The organism is Streptomyces sp. NBC_00289, assembly GCF_041435115.1.
In the GTDB taxonomy this organism is placed as follows: Bacteria; Actinomycetota; Actinomycetes; order Streptomycetales; family Streptomycetaceae; genus Streptomyces.
On the sequence record NZ_CP108046.1, the window covers coordinates 3780575 to 3800506 of the forward strand.

Below are 19932 nucleotides of genomic sequence, written 5' to 3' on the forward strand. Positions count from 1 at the left end.
CCCCACGTGACCATCGCGCCAGCCGAACCGGCTTCAGCGGCAGCCAACCCCGTGGCCGACGACGGTCCCGGAGCCGCGCTGCTGCGGATCCTGACCGGGCTGACCGCCGACCTCCCCGACGCCGACCCCGGCCGGGTCGCCGCCGCCGCGCTGCGCGGCCGGTCCGCGCGGGCGGACGCGACGGAGCTGCGGGAGCTGGCCACCGAGGCGGCGGCGGGCCTCATCTCCGAGGACCCGGCCTACTCGCGGCTGGCCGCGCGGCTGCTGACGCTGAGCATCGCCGCCGAGGCCGCCTCGCAGGGCGTGACGACCTTCACCGACTCCGTCGCCGTCGGACACCGCGAGGGGCTCGTCGCCGACCGCACGGCCGAGTTCGTGCGCGTGCACGCCGACCGGCTCGACGCGCTGGTCGACCTCGAAGCCGACGACCGCTTCGGCTACTTCGGCCTGCGCACCCTGCACAGCCGCTATCTGCTCCGGCACCCGATCACCCGTCAGGTGATCGAGACGCCTCAGCACTTCATGCTGCGGGTGGCGAGCGGCCTCGCGGAGGACGACACGGCGCGCTCACTGGAGGAGGTCGCCGCGCTCTACGGACTCATGAGCCGCCTCGAATACCTCCCGTCCTCGCCCACCCTCTTCAACTCCGGTACCCGGCACCCCCAGATGTCGTCCTGCTACCTCCTCGACTCCCCGCTGGACGAGCTGGACTCCATCTACGACCGCTACCACCAGGTCGCCCGCCTCTCCAAGCACGCCGGCGGCATCGGCCTGTCCTACTCCCGCATCCGGGCGCGGGGTTCGCTGATCCGGGGCACGAACGGGCACTCCAACGGCATCGTCCCGTTCCTCAAGACGCTGGACGCCTCGGTGGCCGCCGTGAACCAGGGCGGCCGGCGCAAGGGCGCCGCCGCGGTCTACCTGGAGACCTGGCACTCCGACATCGAGGAGTTCCTGGAGCTGCGCGACAACACCGGTGAGGACGCCCGCCGTACGCACAATCTCAACCTCGCGCACTGGGTCCCGGACGAGTTCATGCGCCGGGTCGAGGCGGACGCCGAGTGGTCGCTGTTCTCCCCCGCCGACGTGCCGGAGCTCGTCGACCTGTGGGGCGCGGAGTTCGACGCCGCGTACCGCCGGGCGGAGGCCGAGGGGCTCGCGCGCCGAACCCTGCCCGCCCGCGACCTGTACGGCCGGATGATGCGGACCCTCGCGCAGACCGGCAACGGCTGGATGACCTTCAAGGACGCGGCCAACCGCACCGCCAACCAGACGGCCGAGCCGGGTCACGTGGTCCACTCCTCCAACCTGTGCACCGAGATCCTGGAGGTCACGGACGACGGGGAGACGGCGGTCTGCAACCTGGGGTCGGTCAACCTGGGTGCCTTCGTCCGGGACGGCGACATCGACTGGGAGCGGCTGGACGCGACGGTCCGTACCGCGGTCACCTTCCTCGACCGGGTCGTCGACATCAACTTCTACCCGACCGAGCAGGCGGGCCGCTCCAACGCCAGGTGGCGTCCGGTGGGCCTCGGGGTGATGGGCCTGCAGGACGTCTTCTTCGCGCTGCGGCTGCCCTTCGACTCGCCGGCGGCGAAGGCGCTCTCGACCCGCATCGCCGAGCGCGTGATGCTCGCCGCGTACGAGACCTCCACCGATCTCGCCGAGCGCAACGGCCCGTTGCCGGCCTGGGAGAAGACCCGTACCGCCCGGGGTGTACTGCACCCCGACCACTTCGACGTGGAGCTCACCTGGCCGGAGCGCTGGGCCGCCCTGCGGGAGCGGGTCGCGGCGGTCGGCATGCGCAACGCGCTGCTGCTCGCGATCGCCCCCACCGCCACCATCGCGTCGATCGCGGGCGTGTACGAGTGCATCGAGCCGCAGGTGTCCAACCTGTTCAAGCGCGAGACCCTGTCCGGGGAGTTCCTCCAGGTCAACTCGTATCTGGTGCGGGACCTGAAGGAGCTGGGCGTCTGGGACGCGCGCACCCGTGAGGCGCTGCGCGACGCGAACGGCTCGGTGAGCGGATTCGCCTGGATCCCGGAGGAGGTCCGGGCCCTGTACCGCACGGCCTGGGAACTCCCGCAGCGCGGCCTGATCGACATGGCCGCCGCCCGTACCCCGTTCCTGGACCAGGCGCAGTCGCTGAACCTCTTCCTGGAGACGCCGACGATCGGCAAGCTCTCCTCGATGTACGCGTACGCCTGGAAGCAGGGCCTGAAGACGACGTACTACCTGCGTTCGCGCCCGGCGACCCGCATCGCCCGCGCCGCCCGGGCCCAGGCGCTGCCCGAGCAGACCCTTCCCGTCCAGCAGGTCGCCGACCCCGACGCGGTCGCCTGCTCCCTTGAGAACCCCGAGTCCTGCGAGGCCTGCCAGTAATGACCGCCGACATCACCAAGAACCTGCTCGACCCGGGCTTCGAACTCACCCTCCGCCCCATGCGCTACCCGGACTTCTACGAGCGCTACCGGGACGCCATCAAGAACACGTGGACGGTGGAGGAGGTCGACCTCGCCTCCGACGTGTCGGACCTCGCGAAGCTGTCGCAGGGCGAACAGCACATGATCGGCCGGCTGGTCGCGTTCTTCGCGACGGGCGACTCGATCGTGGCGAACAACCTGGTGCTGACCCTCTACAAGCACATCAACTCCCCCGAGGCGCGCCTGTATCTGAGCAGGCAGCTCTTCGAGGAAGCGGTCCACGTCCAGTTCTATCTGACCCTCCTGGACACCTACCTCCCCGACCCGGAGGACCGCACGGCGGCGTTCGCGGCGGTGGAGAACATCCCCTCCATCCGCGAGAAGGCGGAGTTCTGCTTCCGGTGGATGGACTCGGTCGAGAAGCTGGACCGCCTGGAGACGAAGGCCGACCGCCGCCGCTTCCTGCTCAACCTGATCTGCTTCGCCGCCTGCATCGAGGGCCTCTTCTTCTACGGCGCCTTCGCGTACGTCTACTGGTTCCGCAGCCGGGGTCTGCTGCACGGCCTGGCGACCGGCACCAACTGGGTGTTCCGCGACGAGACGATGCACATGTCCTTCGCCTTCGAGGTGGTGGACACCGTCCGCAAGGAGGAGCCGGAGCTCTTCGACGAGCAACTGCGCGAGCAGGTCACCGACATGATCCGGGAGGCCGTGGAGGCGGAGCTTCAGTTCGGCCGCGACCTGTGCGGTGACGGGCTGCCCGGCATGAACACCGAGTCGATGCGCCAGTACCTGGAGTGCGTCGCCGACCAGCGCCTGCAGCGGCTCGGGTTCGCGCCCGTGTACGGCTCCGAAAACCCCTTCTCCTTCATGGAGTTGCAGGGAGTCCAGGAGCTGACGAACTTCTTCGAGCGGCGCCCGTCGGCGTACCAGGTCGCGGTGGAGGGCACGGTCGACCTCGACGAGGACTTCTGACGGTCCGCAAGCCGCCAGGCTGCTGACGGTCCGAAAGCCGCCTGGCCTGGGACGGCCCATGGAGCGTCCATGGGCCGTCCATGGACCCCCTATGGGGCGGCAAAGTTCTTCCGGCGCCGCTATCCGCGCCGCACGGGCCCCGGTTACGTTCTGCCCGTTCTGTCATGTCACCCGCAACCGCACGGCACGGCGACACCACAGGACGCCAGAAGTGTCATGCCCATGACGGCATCGCGCACCGCCGCCGCTACGCGCGTCACAGGCCTGCCACCAGCGTCGAGATCCCCACTCCCTTGACGGAGGCAGTACCCCATGCGTCAGACGCACACCGGTAAGTCCAGGCGGAGCCTGCGAAGACTCCTGGCCGCCGCCGTACCCGCCCTCGCGCTCAGCCTCGCCGGGCTCGTCGCGGCACCGGCGCACGCGGCGCCCGCCGCCGCCCACACCTCCCGCGTCACCCAGAACGCCAAGGCCCTCACCGCCCCCGCGGCCCAGGCCGTCCACACGACCGGCAAGGCCGGCCAGAAGGTGCCGACCACCCACCTGTGCGGCGCCCCGGCCCCCGGTCACGCCTCCTGCTTCGCCCAGCGCCGAACCGACATCCGGCAGAAGCTGGCCGCGGCCGTCTCCCCCGACGCCGCCGCCGCGGTGTCCGGCCTCAGCCCCGCCAACCTGCACAGCGCGTACAACCTCCCCTCGACCGGCGGCTCCGGTCTGACGGTCGCCGTGGTCGACGCGTACAACGATCCCAACGCCGCGGCCGACCTCGCCACCTACCGCTCCCAGTTCGGGCTGTCGGCGTGCACCAAGGCCAACGGCTGCTTCAAGCAGGTCGGCCAGACCGGCTCGACCACCTCGCTGCCCTCGAACGACACCGGCTGGGCGGGTGAGGAGGCGCTGGACATCGACATGGTCAGCGCGGTCTGCCCCAACTGCAACATCATTCTGGTCGAGGCCAGTTCGGCGAACGACTCCGACCTCGGCACCGCCGAGAACGAGGCGGTGTCGCTGGGCGCGAAGTTCGTGTCCAACAGCTGGGGCGGCGACGAGTCCTCCTCCCAGACCGGCGAGGACACCTCGTACTTCAAGCATCCGGGCGTCGCCATCACCGTCTCCTCCGGTGACTCCGCCTACGGCGCCGAGTACCCGGCGACCTCCCAGTACGTGACCGCCGTCGGCGGCACCGCGCTGTCCACCTCCTCCAACTCCCGCGGCTGGACCGAGTCCGTGTGGAAGACGAGCAGCACCGAGGGCACCGGCTCCGGCTGCTCCGCGTACGACCCGAAGCCGAGCTGGCAGACCGACACCGGCTGCTCCAAGCGCATGGAGGCGGACGTCTCGGCGGTCGCCGACCCCGCGACCGGCGTGGCCGTCTACGACACCTACGGCGGCTCCGGCTGGGCGGTCTACGGCGGTACGAGTGCCTCCGCGCCGATCATCGCGGGCGTGTACGCGCTGGCCGGCACCCCGGGCAGCGGCGACTACCCGGCGAAGTACCCCTACTCCCACACCTCGAGCCTCAACGACGTCACCAGCGGCAGCAACGGCAGCTGCTCCCCCTCCTACTTCTGCACCGCGGTCACCGGCTACGACGGCCCGACCGGCTGGGGCACCCCCAACGGCACCACCGCCTTCGCGTCGGGCGGCAGCACCGGCAACACGGTGACCGTCACCAACCCGGGCAGCCGGTCCACCGCCACCGGCGGCTCGGTCAGCCTGCAGATCTCCGCCTCGGACAGCGCGGGCGCGACCCTCACGTACAGCGCGAGCGGTCTGCCGACGGGGCTGTCGATCAGCGGCTCGACCGGACTGATCTCCGGCACCGCGACCACGGCCGGCACCTACAGCACCACGGTCACCGCCACCGACGGCACGGGCGCCTCCGGCTCGGTCTCCTTCACCTGGACCGTCAGCACCTCGGGCGGCGGCAGCTGCACCTCGGCGCAACTGCTCGGCAACCAGGGCTTCGAGTCGGGCAGCACCACCTGGAGCTCCAGCAGCGGGGTCATCACCAACGCCACCGGTGAGGCGGCGCACGGCGGCTCCTCCTACGCCTGGCTGGACGGCTACGGCTCGGCCCACACCGACACGCTCTCCCAGTCGGTGACGGTCCCCAGCGGGTGCAAGGCGACGCTGACCTTCTACCTGCACGTCGACTCGGGCGAGACCAGCACGACCACGGCCTACGACAAGCTGACCGTCACCGCCGGATCGACCACCCTGGCGACCTACTCCAACCTCAACAAGGCCACCGGTTACACCCAGAAGACCATCGACCTGCCCTCGTTCGCCGGCTCCGGCGTCACGCTGAAGTTCAGCGGAGTCGAGGACTCCTCCCTCCAGACCAGCTTCGTCATCGACGACACCGCCGTCACGACGAGCTGATCCCCGCCCCGCACCTGGGCCTCGGCTGCCGACGCGGGCGGGGCCCCGGTGGATCCCCTCGCCCGCCGCGCACGTCCCATGGAGAAGGAGGCCCTGCCATGAGCCGAACCATCCAGTACCGGATCGCCGCCCTCGCGGCGGTGACACTCACCCTCGCGGGCTGCGGCGGCACGCGGGCCGGAACCGACCCCGGGACCGACAGCCGGGGCAGCGACGCCGTGACCTCGCCCGTGTCGCCGTCCCCGTCCCCCTCGACGGGCGCCTCCGGAGAGACCTGTGCGGCACGATCGGCCCTGGACGCGGCCGACACCGGCCGCAGGTTCTGCCTGTCGACCGGTGGCGTGATCCGTATCGGTCTGGACGGTACCGCCGACCGCGCCTGGACTCCCGTCACCGCCGACGGACCGGGCCTGAAGGCCGTCAACAGCGGCATCGTCCTGCGGGGCGGTGACGCCTCCGCCGCCTTCGAGGCGGTCTCGGCCGGGACGGTACGGCTGTCCTCGTCCCGGCCGCTGTGCGCCACCTCGTCCGGCCGCATCTCGTGCAAGGGGCTTCAGGAGTGGTGGGTGACGGTCGTGGTGACGAAGCGCTGAGACCGCCTCCGCACCGGCCGGGCGGGCTGCGGGTCGCGGCGGGACTGCTCCGCCTTCCTGATCTGACGTTCCATCCGCCGCTCGTGCGCGATGCCGATCACCGCGGGGGTGACCATGAACACCAGGAGCCCGAGAGCGGCCAGCATTCCGATGATTGCCTGCGTCTGTGTCGTATTCATGTACACCAGTCTGACCACCGACACTCCTTACCAACAGTGGCAGGACTGCCGCAGGGGCTCGATTTACTGCCACTTTCGAGGCACACTGGCTCCATGCTGGAAAACGTGGCCGCCGTCGTCCTGAACGGCGTGAACCCCTTCGAACTCGGCGTCGCGTGCGAGGTCTTCGGCACCGACCGCAGCGACGACGGACTGCCCGTGTACGACTTCGCGGTCGTCTCGGCCGAGGGGCCGACGCTGCGCTCTCGGGCAGGCTTCAGCCTGCACATCGAGCACGGCCTGGAGCGGCTGGAGGAGGCCGACCTCATCGCCGTACCGGCCGGGGAGAACTACGCCTCCCGGGACTTCCCGCCCGAACTCCTCGAGGCCCTGCGGCGCGCGGTGGCCCGCGGGACCCGGGTGCTCAGCGTCTGCTCCGGCGTCTTCCTGCTCGCCGCGGCCGGGCTGCTGGACGGCAGGCGGTGTGCCGTGCACTGGCACCAGGCGGAGGCGCTCGCCCGCCGGTATCCGCACGTGACCGTCGAGCCGGACGTGCTGTACGTCGACGAGGACCCGGTCATCACCTCCGCCGGCACCGCCGCGGGCATCGACGCCTGTCTGCACATCGTGCGCAAGGACCAGGGCACCGAGGTCGCCAACAAGATCGCCCGGCGGATGGTCGTGCCGCCGCACCGGGACGGCGGGCAGGCCCAGTACATCGAGCGGCCGCTGCCCAGGTCCTCGTGCGACACCGTCGGTGACGTGCTGGTGTGGATGGCCGAGCACCTCGACGAGGAGGTCACCGTCGAGCAGCTCGCCGACCGCGCGCACATGTCCCCGCGCACCTTCGCCCGCCGCTTCCAGCAGGAGACGGGGACGACTCCGTACCGCTGGATCCTGCGTCAACGGGTGCTGCTGGCACAGCGGTTGCTGGAGGAGACCGACGAGACGATGGACGCGATCGCGGGCCGAACCGGATTCGGCACCGCGGCCGCGTTGCGCCATCAGTTCACCCGGGCACTGGACACCACCCCGAACGCCTACCGGCGCACGTTCCGGGGGCCGGAGGCGGCCTGAGCCGTCACCGCCGCGGCACCGGCCGCAGCAGCAGCTTCTGCGGGCGCAGGGTGATGCCCACCCGGGTGCCGTCGTCGGACCCGGACACCTGCTCGAAGCGGTACCTCGTCGCCAGCGCCGCCGTGATGAGGGTCAGCATGGACATCGAGAAGTGGTCGCTCGGGCACTTGCGGTTGCCCACGCTGAACGGGCTCATCGCGTGTTTCGGCACCGCCTTCACCCGGTCCGGAAGCCAGCGGTCGGGGTCGAACTCCAGGTGGTGCGCATAGGAACGCGCGTCGCGCTGGATCGCGTACGGGCTGTACACGATGTCGGCCCCAGCCGGAATGCGATAGCCACCGAGTTCCGTGTCGGCCACCGCCCGTCGCGTCAATATCCATACGGCGGGACGCAAACGCATGGACTCGACGACGACATTGTTCGTGTGCGTGAGCTTCCGGACGTCCTCGAATCCGACCGGGCGCCCGCCGGTGACGGCTTCGACCTCCGCGCACACCTTGTCCCCGTGTTCCGGGTGTTCGGCCAGCATCTGCAACAGCCACATGATCGTGGAGGCGATGGTTTCACTGCCGGGGGTGAGGATGGCGACCACCTGGTCGTGGATCTCCTGTTCCCCGATGGGGTCGCCATTGTCGTCCTTCGCCGCCAGCAATTCCGTCAGCAAATCGTCCGGCTTTTGACCGGATGCCCGCCGCTCGGCGACGATCTCGTCGACGACAAGATGCAAATCGGCCAGGGCCCGGTTGAATGTGCGGTTGGCCGGGAGAGGCAGCCTGTAGAGCGGCCCGAGCGGAACCACCATGCGCCGGTACATGCCCCGGAAGACGGTGGCGAGCGCGACGCACAGCCGCTCCGCCCGCTCGTCCATGAAGTCGCCGCGCAGCAGACAGCGGGCTGCGACGCGCACGGCGACCCGGAAGGACTCGGAGGTGCAGTCGATCGTCTCCCCGGCCTGCCAGCGCTCGGCGAGCGCGTGCGCCTCCTCCTCCATGATCGGTCCGTACGCGGGGATCGCGTCGAGCCGGAAGGCGGGCTGGATGGTGCGCCGCTGGCGCCGGTGCTGCGGCCCGTTGGCCGTCGCGACGCCCTCCTTGCCGAGCAGGCCCTCCAGCGACTCCCACAGCGGCCCCGCGATGATGTAGTCGGGGTCGAGCGCCAGTGCTCCGGTGAGGGCCGGCGCGGTGACCGCGTAGACCGTCTTCGGGCCGAGCTTCAGCCGTACGACGTCTCCGTGGTCGCGCAGCCCGGCCATGAACGCCAGCGGGTCGCGGACCAGTCGCCACCCGTGGCCGAGGCCCGGGACACCCCCGCCCGCGAGGGGCGGCTCACACGGTTCCCGGACCTCGGGGGGTTCGGGCCGTACGGACTCGACGGTCATTTCTCACCTGCCGCTTCGTTGTTGACGTACGGGGGCGTGGACCGGTCGTCCCAGCTGTCGACCATGTACCTGCCGGACTCGTGGTGGAACCAGTAGACGGAACTGAACCAGTTCCGCATATTTCCGAGGCAGGTCCGCACGGCGGCGCCGAGTTCCTTTTCCGGTACCGTTCCGTCACCGAGTTCGTCGGCGAACCGTAATGCCTCTCGTTCGGCCACGAGGAATGCGGCTATGCATTCCTCGACCCGTCGCCGGACTTCTCCGACCGCCTCTTCCAGGGTCAGTCCCTCATGAGTGATGAGGGAGAGTCCGAGATTGTGGACCTCGTCGCCCGCGATCTCCTTCGGGAGCGAGCACAAGTCGTTGTACCAGGCGGCGAATTCCTGACTGAGCAGCGCCGCCCGCCGATATGCCGGGTGTTTTCTCACACGGTCGGGCAGTACGCGACCCGCGCTCGGTTCCAGCAGATCGGTCCAGATCCAGTGCGCGAATGTGAGGCGGCGCAGGGCGAGGTATTCCTCGACCGTGGGCACGGTCTGGGTGGTGCGGTTGTGGAACTCCCGGTCGTAGGCCTCGATCACCTCGTGGAAGTGCCGGGCGAACCGCGCGTTCCACGCCCCGGGCTGGAACGAGTACAGCCGCACCATGCTGTCGGCGAACGCGGCGACCAGCGGATCCTCGTGCCGCAGGTGGTCGCGTGGGGCGTCGAGGGCCGCGTGCAGACGGAACCTCAGGCGCCGCCAGGCTCCGGCCCGGCCGTGGACGATGTCGCGGTCGTGCCGGTCGTCCCAGGCGAAGAACCACGCGCTGTAGTCCGCTATCGCCTGGAGGACCTCGTCGGGGGCGGAGGTGTAGTACCCCGCCATGAGGTCGGTGTAGCAAAGGCCATCGGCATATTCAGCCACCTTGTCCGGTGGCATGAGCCGTTTTTCGAGGAGCCAGGTGCGCGTCTTCTCCTGGAGCCTGGGCCAATACGGGTGGAGTTGCCTGGGAAACGCTGCCTCGATCACCGGAAGAGAGAGCGAAGGAGGAACCGCGATCGCCGTCGGTGTCGATGTGGTGCTGTGTGGGAAAGCATGCACGAACAAACCCCTCTCAGCCGCCAGTCGCGCACACCCCTCCCGCCGTGCCGGGCGTGCGCCGTTGCGTATCCCCGCACACTCCATTCAGCCCTACAACTGACCGTTCTGGGAACGGATTTGCTTCATTCACTACCCCACAGTGCCGTGCTGCTCCCCCTCTGCGACTGCTTACAGATCACCGCACGCGCACAAGCGATCGGATGTGCGACGCACAGACGCACGACGCCTGTTCAGGACGGGAGACCTGAACAGGCGTCGGATGCAGGGGTGTTGTGAGGCGTCAGTCGTTCGCGACCACGGGGTAGCGGGGCTCGTTCTCGGCCATCTGCCGCAGCGCGTCCTTGCGTTCACGCTTGGAGAGCCGGTCGATGTAGAGGTAGCCGTACAGGTGATCCGTCTCGTGCTGCAAACACCGGGCGAAGTATCCGGTGCCGCGCACCTTGACCGGCTCGCCCCGCTCGTCCTGTCCTGTCACCTCGGCGTAGTCCGGGCGGGCGAGCGGTGCGTACGCGGTGGGCACGGACAGGCAGCCCTCGTTGCTGTCGTCCAGCCGGCGCTGGTCGGCGGGCAGGTCGACCACCTTCGGGTTGCAGACCACACCGACGTGCCGTTTGCCCTCGTCGTCCATGCAGTCGTAGACGAAGACCTTCAGGTCGACGCCGATCTGGTTGGCGGCCAGGCCCACGCCCTCGGCCGTGCGCTGCGAGGCGAACATGTCCGCGACCAGCTGCTGGAGCTCCTCGCCGAACTCGGTGACGTCCCTGCACTCCTTGTGCAGCACCGGGTTCCCGACGACCGTGATCGGCCGCGAGGTGCCGCGCTCACGCCAGGCGTTCTCGCGCTCCTCCGTGTCCTCCGTGTCGACGACGAAGCCCTCGTCGTCCACGGGGAGCACGCCCGCGTGCTGCTGATCGGTGTCCTGCTGCGCCATGACCGACGTACGCCTTCCTCAAAAAACCTGGGGGTGAGTTGCTGATACAGGGTACGGGGATCCCGCCCCCGACGGGCGCGGGCCGGTCTCGACGTGCGGCCGGGCAGCCCGGGCGCCACCGGCCGCGGACGCCCCGCGGCCGTACGACTGCCTCAGCAGACCTCTTCCAGGTCCCGCCAGTCCCGTGAATCCGGACTGTCCGCGACCCACCCGTCCAGCAACCCCCGCACCAGCGAGGCCGGCGCGGCCAGACCGCACTCCCGCTCCGGCACCCACAGCTGCCCGTCCGTCCGGTGACCGAGCGGCCCGGGATGTCCCGGCTCACTGTGGTCGTGCGGGTCGAGGTGCTCGCCGTCGCCCTCGTCGGACGGCATCCGGGACTCGGAGCACATCCGGCACAGCAGCCGTACGGACGAGGACCAGTCCTCCGCGGCGAAGCCGGCGTCGGCGGCGAGCTGCTCCAGGGCGTCCCGGTCCGCCTCGGTGGCGGCCTCCAGGAGAACCACCCAGGTGGGGACGGGTGAGGGAGCCCACAGCTCGATCTCGTCGAACACCGGATAGGCGTGTCCCACGGCGGTGGTCCGCTCCCCGTGCGGCACCCCGTCGTGCAGCACGACCTCGCCCCAGCGCCGCCCGGAGGACGGCAGCGGAATGGACAGCACCTCCATGCGGGCGGGGTCCAGCCGCCGCCCCCACACCACCTCGGCCTCCCCTTCGGGCGACAGCCGTACGGCCGCGCTGCCGAGGTCCATGCCGAGGGGCTCACCGGCCGCCGTGGCGCCGCCGGGCACCCGCAGCCCGTACGCCTGCCAGGCCCGCCGGGCCAGCGGCCAGTCCTGCAGGGCGGTGGCGGCGATGCCGACGTTCCACCAGTCGGGCGCCCCGGTCTCCCGCTCGAGGAGTGCCACGGCGCGCAGCCCGGCCGCACGGGCCTGCTCCCAGTCGTGCCGGAACTTGTGGAGGAGGGCGAGGTTGAACCAGGACTCCGACAGCCAGGGTTCCAGGTCCGCGGCCCGTGTGAGCAGCGCCCCGGCGTCCTCGTACCGGCCGTCGCCGATCAGGGTGAACGCGCGGTCGGTGGCCTGCCGCCAGGAGGCGGAGGGCCGGTGCCGTCCCTTGCCGAAGATCCTCACGATTCCCGCCTGCCAGTTCCGTGGAGTGGGCTGGCTGCCCCCGGACACCCTTTCCATCGCATCCAACCACGTACCGCTGGAAGGGCGCTCATTACCCATGGGTTACCCAGCCGCGGGCAGGGTCAGACAGTCCCTCGACAGGACCCGGGCCAGCGCTTCCACGACCTCCGGCGCATAGTCACCCGCGGTCGCGAGGCGCAGTTCCTCCAAGGCGTTCAGGGGACCGCCGGGCCCGGCGTCGCGCACCTTCTCCTCGTAGGCGTTCACGGCCCGTACGATCCGGGCGGCCACCGGCTGCTCCCCGCAGGGGTCGGCCTGCCGCTCCACGACCAGGGCGACCGCCGCGTCCACGCCGGTCTGCCGGACGACGGCGCCGCCGAGCAGCGCGATCCGACGCTGCTCGGCGACGGGCAGCCCCGCGGTGGCGCCCGCCGGCACCGGATCGACCAGGCTCAGCTGTCCGATGTCGTGCATCAGGGCCGCGTACTCCAGCACGGACAGTTCGGGTCCGGACAGCCCGAGGTCCCGCCCCACGGCCTTGCTGAGCGCGGCCACCCGGCGGGCGTGTCCGGCCGGGGTGTACCCGGCGACCTCGGTGGCGCGGGCGAGGGAGGCGATGGTCTGCCGGTAGGTGGTCCGCACGGCGGCGTACCGCCGGAAGGACATCTGGGCGAGCAGCAAGGGCAGCGAGAACACCGGCAACGCCCACAGCCCGACCACCGCGACGCCGAGCGCCATCACCGCCCCGGTCGCGATCACCGCGGACCCGATGCCGAGCAGCGCCCGCAGCTGGTCGCGCAGCAGCGGACCGAAGGGCCAGCGGGTGCGCGCGTGGGCCTGCGCGGCGGCCAGCACGGCGTCGCAGAGTGCGGTGAGGGACAGCAGCGCCAGCAGCGACACGGCGTAGGCGGGGCCGCCCCAGGTGCCCAGCACACCCTCCTGGTGCAGGGGTTGGCAACAGACGGCCGCGAATCCCGCGGTCAGCACCCGCCGGGCGAGATGGTCGGCCGTCGCCCGCTGCCCGCGCGCGATGTGCGGCACACTGCCCAGGAGCGAGGCGGCGAGGACCACGGACACGACCTGCGGAACACCGTGATGCGTGGGCTGCCCCGCGTCCGCCGCGACCAGCGCGTACGACAGGGCCCCCGCGGCCCCGAGCGGCGCGGTCTCCCTGCCCCGGGCACCGGGCGCGGAGGTCCCTTCGCCGGAGCCCGGCCGGTAGTGGGGGCCGGTGAGCTCACCGACGGTGACGAGCAGGCCGAAGGCGAGGGCGAGGGGGCGTTCGTCGAGGCCGGTCCAGAGGGTGGTGAGCAGGCAGACCGCGGCGAGGAGGGCGGCGGCGGCATGGATCGGCGTGCGGAGGCAGGAGGGCCGGCGGGCGCTCATCGGTGCGCTTTCGGCCGGCTCGGGGCCGACGGCCGGGGCCGGGGCGGGCGGGCGTCGTCCCCGGTCGCGACCGGGTGCCAGCCGTGCCGGGTCAGCGCCCGCAGGAGGGCCGTCACCATCCGGGGGTCGAACTGGCTCCCGGCGCAGCGCCCCAGTTCCGCCAGTGCCGTCTCCACCGGCCGGGCCCTGCTGTAGGACCGGGTGGAGGTCATCGCGTCGAAGGCGTCGGCGACCGCGACCACGCGCGCGGACTCCGGGATCTGGCTCCCGCTCAGCCCGTAGGGGTACCCGCTGCCGTCCAGCCGTTCGTGATGGTGCAGGACCGCCGCTCGCGCCTCCCCGAGGAAGGAGATCCCGCGGACCATCTCGTGCCCGTACTCGGGGTGCAGCTCGATCACCCGCCGTTCCTCGGGGGTGAGCGGCCCGTCCTTGCGCAGCAGCCGGGTGGGTACGCCGAGTTTTCCCACGTCGTGCAGGATTCCGGCGAAGCGGAGCACCTCGACCCGCTCGTCGTCCATCCCGAGCTCACGCGCGATCATCATGGACGCCTGTCCGACCCGCTCGCTGTGCCCGCGGGTGTATCCGTCCTTGATGTCGACGGCCTGCACCAGCGCGCGGATGGTGGCCCGGTGCGCCGCACGTTCGCGGTGGTACTGGGCGAACGCCCACCACGAGACACCCATCGGGCACAGCACGAGCAGCGCGGCGACGGGCCCGTAGGGGCTGCGCCACAGCACGGCCATCATCAGCCCGGCGAGCCCGTGCACGAAGACCGGCGCCAGCGACCTCGGGAACAGTCCCCGCCATGCCCGCCGCACCGGCACCCGCTCGGCCAGCGCCAGGATCCCGCCGTCCAGCAGGCAGAGCACCAGGCAGAACGCCACCACCGCGGCCCCGGCCGGTGCCAGCGCGTACGGGAAGTCGGACACGGCGACGGCGTCCCCTCCGCCCAGCGCCCCGTGCACCCGCGCCGCCACCCACACGGCGATCGCGAGCTGGGCGGCCCGCCAGACCCGCCGCAGGCCCCGCGGCCGCCGGTCGACCGGGGAGAGCAGGGCCCCGGGCAGCGGCACGAGCGCAGCGGCGGCCGGGGGCAGCAGAAAGGCGGCGGCGAGCAGCACGGGGAAAAAGGTTCCGGCGACGCGCCACCTGGCGGCGACCCGCTCGCAGCCGCCGTACAACGCGGCGAGCAGGAGGACGGCCCACCAGGGGGTGTGTGCGGCCGGCAGCGGACGCAGACAGAGCAATGCGCCGACGGCGACACAGGAGACGTACACGCGTGCCCGTGGCGGAACGGTCTCCATCACGTGCCTCCCCCGGCCGTCGCGGCTCAGGGTCGGAGCCTAGGACGGCGCGAGGGGGGTCCGCGGGCTCAAGCCCGACGGATTAGCACGTTCGAGTGACGACAGCCCACTGCGGGGCGGGAGTTCAGGACTCCTGCGGAGCCGGTGCGGCGGTGACGTCGTGCTCCGGCACGGCCTGCCCGGAGCGGATCAGGTCGATCCGCCCCATGACCTTGGCGCGCAGATCGGTGGGCACGTCGTCCTGCCCGCAGCAGCGCTTGACGAGCTTCTTCACCGCCTGCTCCAGGCCGTACTTCTCGAGGCACGGCGAGCACTCCTCGAAGTGGTGCTCGAACTTGGTGCAGTCGGCGTCGGGCATCTCGTGGTCGAGAAACTCGTAGAGATGATCCAGGATCTCGCCGCAGTCCGTCTCGTGCGGCTCTCCGCAGCTCATGAGCCCGAGCCTTTCGCTTCGTTCGACTCTCCGGCACCGGCCGGGACCAGCCCGCGGTCACGGGCGTAGTCCTCGAGCATGCCGCGCAGTTGACGGCGGCCCCGGTGCAGCCGGGACATCACCGTACCGATGGGTGTCCCCATGATGTCCGCGATCTCCTTGTACGCAAAGCCCTCGACGTCCGCGAGATAGACGGCGATGCGGAATTCCTCGGGGATCGCCTGCAGCGCCGACTTCACGTCCGAGTCGGGCAGGTGGTCGAGCGCCTGCGACTCCGCGGAGCGCAGACCGGTCGACATGTGCGACTCGGCGCGCGCCAGCTGCCAGTCCTCGATCTCCTCGGCCGCACTGCGCTGGGGCTCGCGCTGCTTCTTGCGGTACGAGTTGATGAACGTGTTGGTCAGAATCCGGTACAGCCACGCCTTGAGGTTGGTGCCCTCGCGGAACTGGTGGAAGGACGCGTACGCCTTGGCGTACGTCTCCTGCACCAGGTCCTCGGCGTCGGCAGGGTTGCGCGTCATGCGCAGCGCGGCCGAGTACATCTGGTCGAGGAATTCGAGCGCGTCCCGCTCGAAGCGCGCGCTGCGCTCGGAGGACGTTTCCGTCGTCGCCTCGCTCGTGCCCTGGCCCTCGGGCTGCTCCGCCTGGCCGTGTTCGGTCCCTGCGTCGGTCCCAGTGACCGGACCCACCTCCTCGAATGTCCGGAGGGGACCGAAACCGGTCCCATCAGAATCGGAGGATAGACGACGATCCGGTCCGCCCGCCGCTCGAACAGGCACGGTCTTCGCCGCGTGCAGCACCGTCCAGTCCAGGTCGGTGCGGCTGGGGCAGATGGTCGAACCCATGCGGCGGACTTCCTCTCCTACGGCGTCGGCGCTGGTGGTTCAGCACTTCTGTCCGCATCAACAGTGGGCCCGTGCACGGCATTCCCGAAGCTTTACCCGAGTGACCCGCTCCACCGCACCACCGCGTCGGTGACGAGCGCCACGGCCCGATCCTGGGTGAGCTCCGCCCGCTTCGGTACGGCGAAACCGTGGTCGCCGTACGGCACCCCGACCAGTTCGTACGTCCCCTCGGGGAACTCCTCCGGCTTTCCGAACGGGTCGTTGCCGCCCTGCACGACGAGGGTGGGCACCCCGGCCCCGAGCAGTTCGCCGGCCCGGGACTTCTCGGGCTTCCCCGGCGGGTGCAGCGGGAAGCTGAGGGCGAGCACGGCGTGCGCGCCGAGCTCGACGGCCGTACGGCAGGCGACCCGGGCGCCGGCGCTGCGCCCGCCGGAGATCACGGGCGGTCCGGCGGCGGCCAGCGCGGGCCACACGCCCCGCCAGCCCACGTCCAGTGTCCTGGGCGCGGGCGCGACCTTGCGGCCGGCCACCCGCCAGGGCTGCTCGACGAGCGCGACGCTCACTCCGTGCCCGGGCAGCACCGCCGCCAGCGCCTGGAGGTCGCGCGCCTCGATGCCGCCGCCGGCGCCGTGGCTCACCGCCAGGACGAAGCGCGCCTTCCTCACCCGGTGCCAGGTGACGCGGGCGGTTCCCGCGTCGGTCTCGATGGTCTCGCTGGTCACGTCCGTCGCATGGGTCACGTCAGAAGAGTGTGCCCTCCTCGGGCCCCTCCAGCTCCTTCAACAGCTCCGGCCCGTTGTTGCGGACGTTGCTGACCGCGGTGGACACGGGGTAGGCGCGCATCATGCCCGCGGGCGGCGGCTCCAGCAGTGAGCGGATGTCGTCGACGTCCGTCCGCGCCGGGTCCAGCCACGCGTCCCACCGGTCCGGCGTCAGCATCAGCGGCATCCGGGGGTGGATGTCCGCCAGCGCGTGCGGGCCCTGCTCGGGGGCCACCGCCAGCGGGGTCGTCTCGGCCTCCGTGGTGATCACGGAGCATGTCACCCACCAGGCCCGCGGATGGTCGTCGGGCAGGGTCTTGTCCCGCCAGAACTCGTACAGGCCGGCCATCGCGAAGACCGACCCGTCGGCGGGGAGCACGAAGTAGGGCTGCTTGCGCGGCCGCTTCTTCCTGCCCTCGACCTCCAGGTCCCGTTCCTGGGTGCCGGTGACCCACTCGTAGTAGCCGTCGGCGGGGATGACACAGCGGCGGGCGGTGAGGGCCCGGCGGAACGACGGCTTCTCGTGCACCGTCTCTGCGCGGGCGTTGATCATCCGGGCGCCGCCCTCGGGCGTCTTCGACCAGGACGGGACCAGGCCCCAGGTGAGCTTGCGCAACTGGCGAACCGGCTTCGGGTCGTCGGCGTCCTTCAGTGGACGGTCCAGGACCGCGTAGACCTCCTTGGTGGGGGCCACGTTGAAGTCGGGCGCCAAAGCCTCCTCGGGCTCCCACTTCTCGATCTCAAAGATTCCTGCGAGATCCTCTGGCCTACGACTCGCCGCATACCGTCCGCACATACGTGCCAGACTGCCAGATTCGCCACGCGCAGAGGGAGCCACCGCCGAACATGCTCACCACCGCAACCGAACCGCTCGCCTCCCTCTGGGACGAGGTCTTCGGCAGCCAGCCCGACCCCGACCTGTGGGTGGTGATCGCGACCCTCGCGGCGGCGCTCGCCCTGGTCGTGCCGCACAGCCTGTGGCGGGTCTCACGCAACGCCATCACCATCGCCCACGAGGGCGGCCACGGCCTGGTCGCGCTGTGCACCGGCCGTACCCTCACCGGCATCCGGCTGCACTCGGACACCAGTGGCCTCACGGTCAGTCGCGGCAAGCCGTACGGAATCGGCATGATCCTGACCGCGGCCGCCGGCTACACCGCTCCCCCGCTGCTCGGCCTCGGCGCCGCCGCACTGCTCGCCGCCGGACACATCACCGCGCTGCTGTGGCTGGCTACGGCGCTGCTGGTGGCGATGCTGGTGATGATCCGCAACGCGTACGGCGCGCTCACCGTGATCCTCACCGGTGGCACGTTCGTGCTGGTGTCCTGGCTGGCCGGCCCCCAGGTGCAGGCGGCGTTCGCCTACGCGGTGGTGTGGTTCCTGCTGGTCGGCGGAGTGCGCCCGGCCTTCGAACTGCAGGCGAAGCGGACCCGGGGAGGCGCGGGCGACTCGGACGCCGACCAGCTGTCCCGGCTCACCCACGTACCGGCGGGGCTGTGGCTGTTCCTGTTCCACGCGGTGTCCCTGTGCTCGCTGATAGGCGGCGGGCGGTGGCTGCTGGAGGTGTGAGACCCGCGGTGGCGAAGTCCCCCACAGGGGTGTGAGACCCGTCCTGAGGTGCGGCTCCGCCGCGCGGGCCCGACCAGCCACAACGCGCCCCCGGCCGACCACCGACCCGCGGTCCCCGGCCAGGCCCGCCACAGCGAACCCCCACTAAAGTGGGTCCATGCCCGTTAACCCCGCACACACCGCCCTCTGGCCCGCCCCGCACGCGAGCGGAGCCGTCGACGCGACGGTCCACGTGCCCGGGTCCAAGTCGGTCACCAACCGTGCCCTGGTGCTCGCCGCCCTCGCCTCGGAGCCCGGCTGGCTGAGGCGCCCCCTGCGTTCCCGCGACACCCTGCTGATGGCGGGCGCGCTGCGCGAGATGGGCGTCGGCATCGAGGAGACGGTGTCGTCGAGTTCCTCCGGCGCGGGCACCCCGGGCGGCTCCGGGGAGGCCTGGCGGATCATCCCGTCGGGTCTGCGCGGCCCGGCCACGGTCGACGTCGGCAACGCCGGCACGGTGATGCGCTTCCTGCCGCCGGTCGCCGCGCTCGCCGACGGCCCCATCCGCTTCGACGGGGACCCGAGGTCGTACGAGCGCCCCCTGACCGGCGTGATCGACGCGCTGCGCGCCCTCGGCGCCCGCATCGACGACGACGGCCGCGGCTCGCTCCCGCTGACGGTGCACGGCGGCGGCGCCCTGGACGGCGGCCCGGTCGAGATCGACGCCTCCTCGTCCTCGCAGTTCGTCTCCGCGCTGCTGCTGTCCGCTCCCCGCTTCAACCAGGGCGTCGAGGTCCGCCACACCGGCTCCTCCCTGCCCTCCCTGCCGCACATCCGCATGACCGTCGACATGCTGCGCGCGGTCGGCGCGCAGGTGGACACCCCGGAGTCGGGCGGCGAGCCGAACGTCTGGCGGGTCACGCCCGGTGCCCTGCTCGGCCGGGACCTGACGGTCGAGCCGGACCTCTCCAACGCCCAGCCCTTCCTGGCGGCGGCCCTGGTGACCGGCGGCAAGGTCGTCGTCCCCGACTGGCCGTCCCGCACCACCCAGCCGGGTGACCGGCTGCGGGAGATCTTCACCGAAATGGGCGGTGCGTGTGAACTCACCGAACACGGCCTGGTGTTCACCGGATCGGGCTCGGTCCACGGCATCGACGTGGACCTGGGCGAGGTCGGCGAGCTGACCCCGGGCATCGCGGCGGTCGCGGCCCTCGCCGACTCCCCGTCGACCCTCCGGGGCGTGTCCCACCTGCGCCTGCACGAGACGGACCGGCTGGCCGCGCTCACCAAGGAGATCAACGAGCTCGGCGGTGACGTGACCGAGACGGCCGACGGCCTCCACATCCGTCCGCGCCGACTGCACGGCGGCATCTTCCACACGTACGAGGACCACCGCATGGCCACGGCCGGCGCGATCCTCGGCCTCGCGGTGGAGGGCGTGCAGATCGAGAACGTGGCGACGACGGCCAAGACCCTGCCGGACTTCCCCGACCTGTGGGCCGGGATGCTCGGGGCCTGAG

General features: G+C 71.2%; 18 protein-coding genes. 7 read left to right on the top strand and 11 right to left on the bottom strand.

Annotated features, from left to right (window positions below):
- The first annotated feature begins 6 nt into the window (after positions 1–6).
- From OG985_RS17130 to OG985_RS17145, 4 genes are all read left to right on the top strand, one after another.
- On the top strand, positions 7–2382 hold the full coding sequence (locus tag OG985_RS17130; protein ID WP_371669206.1) for a ribonucleoside-diphosphate reductase subunit alpha: 2376 nt from the start codon (positions 7–9) through the stop codon (positions 2380–2382).
- The gene (locus OG985_RS17135) at positions 2382–3398 is read left to right on the top strand and encodes a ribonucleotide-diphosphate reductase subunit beta (RefSeq protein ID WP_371669207.1); all 1017 of its coding nucleotides are present in this window, start codon (positions 2382–2384) and stop codon (positions 3396–3398) included. Before OG985_RS17130 ends, OG985_RS17135 begins: the two co-directional genes overlap by 1 nt.
- A gap of 312 nt (positions 3399–3710) precedes the next feature.
- Positions 3711–5783 carry a putative Ig domain-containing protein gene (locus tag OG985_RS17140; RefSeq protein ID WP_371669208.1) on the top strand — a complete coding sequence of 691 codons (2073 nt, stop codon included), beginning with the start codon at positions 3711–3713 and terminating at the stop codon, positions 5781–5783.
- 98 nt (positions 5784–5881) lie between these two features.
- Positions 5882–6376, top strand: coding sequence for a hypothetical protein (locus OG985_RS17145; RefSeq protein ID WP_371669209.1), 495 nt, complete (start codon positions 5882–5884; stop codon positions 6374–6376).
- Here OG985_RS17145 and OG985_RS17150 read toward each other — a convergent pair.
- Positions 6337–6555 carry a hypothetical protein gene (locus tag OG985_RS17150; RefSeq protein ID WP_371669210.1) on the bottom strand — a complete coding sequence of 73 codons (219 nt, stop codon included), beginning with the start codon at positions 6553–6555 and terminating at the stop codon, positions 6337–6339. The genes OG985_RS17145 and OG985_RS17150 overlap by 40 nt on opposite strands.
- A 93-nt stretch (positions 6556–6648) precedes the next feature.
- Between OG985_RS17150 and OG985_RS17155 the strand changes: the two genes are divergently transcribed.
- Positions 6649–7611 carry a GlxA family transcriptional regulator gene (locus tag OG985_RS17155; RefSeq protein ID WP_371669211.1) on the top strand — a complete coding sequence of 321 codons (963 nt, stop codon included), beginning with the start codon at positions 6649–6651 and terminating at the stop codon, positions 7609–7611.
- A 4-nt stretch (positions 7612–7615) separates the two neighbouring features.
- Here OG985_RS17155 and OG985_RS17160 read toward each other — a convergent pair whose 3' ends face one another.
- From OG985_RS17160 to OG985_RS17205, 10 genes are all read right to left on the bottom strand, one after another.
- A complete protein-coding gene (locus OG985_RS17160; protein WP_371669212.1) occupies positions 7616–8989 on the bottom strand; it encodes a cytochrome P450 in 1374 nt (457 codons plus the stop codon).
- Positions 8986–10071 carry an epi-isozizaene synthase gene (cyc1, locus tag OG985_RS17165; RefSeq protein WP_371669213.1) on the bottom strand — a complete coding sequence of 362 codons (1086 nt, stop codon included), beginning with the start codon at positions 10069–10071 and terminating at the stop codon, positions 8986–8988. The genes OG985_RS17160 and cyc1 overlap by 4 nt, the downstream gene beginning before the upstream one ends.
- Before the next feature lie 280 nt (positions 10072–10351).
- A complete protein-coding gene (def, locus tag OG985_RS17170) occupies positions 10352–11002 on the bottom strand; it encodes a peptide deformylase (RefSeq protein WP_371669214.1) in 651 nt (216 codons plus the stop codon).
- Positions 11003–11154: 152 nt separating this feature from the next.
- The gene (locus OG985_RS17175) at positions 11155–12135 is read right to left on the bottom strand and encodes a tetratricopeptide repeat protein (RefSeq protein ID WP_371674400.1); all 981 of its coding nucleotides are present in this window, start codon (positions 12133–12135) and stop codon (positions 11155–11157) included.
- Positions 12136–12237: 102 nt separating this feature from the next.
- Positions 12238–13521 carry an HD-GYP domain-containing protein gene (locus OG985_RS17180; RefSeq protein WP_371669215.1) on the bottom strand — a complete coding sequence of 428 codons (1284 nt, stop codon included), beginning with the start codon at positions 13519–13521 and terminating at the stop codon, positions 12238–12240.
- Positions 13518–14825: an HD-GYP domain-containing protein gene (locus OG985_RS17185; protein ID WP_371669216.1), complete on the bottom strand. Its 1308-nt coding sequence runs from the start codon at positions 14823–14825 to the stop codon at positions 13518–13520. Before OG985_RS17185 ends, OG985_RS17180 begins: the two co-directional genes overlap by 4 nt.
- Positions 14826–14949: 124 nt before the next feature.
- Positions 14950–15258 (bottom strand): mycothiol system anti-sigma-R factor, encoded by a 309-nt coding sequence (gene rsrA / locus OG985_RS17190; RefSeq protein ID WP_371669217.1) that lies wholly within the window; start codon positions 15256–15258, stop codon positions 14950–14952.
- On the bottom strand, positions 15255–15947 hold the full coding sequence (gene sigR, locus OG985_RS17195) for an RNA polymerase sigma factor SigR (protein WP_371669218.1): 693 nt from the start codon (positions 15945–15947) through the stop codon (positions 15255–15257). Before sigR ends, rsrA begins: the two co-directional genes overlap by 4 nt.
- Before the next feature lie 248 nt (positions 15948–16195).
- Positions 16196–16843 (bottom strand): alpha/beta family hydrolase, encoded by a 648-nt coding sequence (locus OG985_RS17200; protein WP_371669219.1) that lies wholly within the window; start codon positions 16841–16843, stop codon positions 16196–16198.
- Position 16844: 1 nt separating this feature from the next.
- Positions 16845–17660: an SOS response-associated peptidase gene (locus tag OG985_RS17205; protein WP_371669220.1), complete on the bottom strand. Its 816-nt coding sequence runs from the start codon at positions 17658–17660 to the stop codon at positions 16845–16847.
- Positions 17661–17710: 50 nt separating this feature from the next.
- On the opposite strand from OG985_RS17205, the gene OG985_RS17210 reads away from it, so the two are divergent.
- Complete coding sequence (locus tag OG985_RS17210; RefSeq protein ID WP_371669221.1) at positions 17711–18433, top strand: M50 family metallopeptidase; 723 nt, start codon at positions 17711–17713, stop codon at positions 18431–18433.
- Positions 18434–18590: 157 nt separating this feature from the next.
- The gene (aroA, locus tag OG985_RS17215; protein ID WP_371669222.1) at positions 18591–19931 is read left to right on the top strand and encodes a 3-phosphoshikimate 1-carboxyvinyltransferase; all 1341 of its coding nucleotides are present in this window, start codon (positions 18591–18593) and stop codon (positions 19929–19931) included.
- The last annotated feature ends 1 nt before the right edge of the window (position 19932 follow it).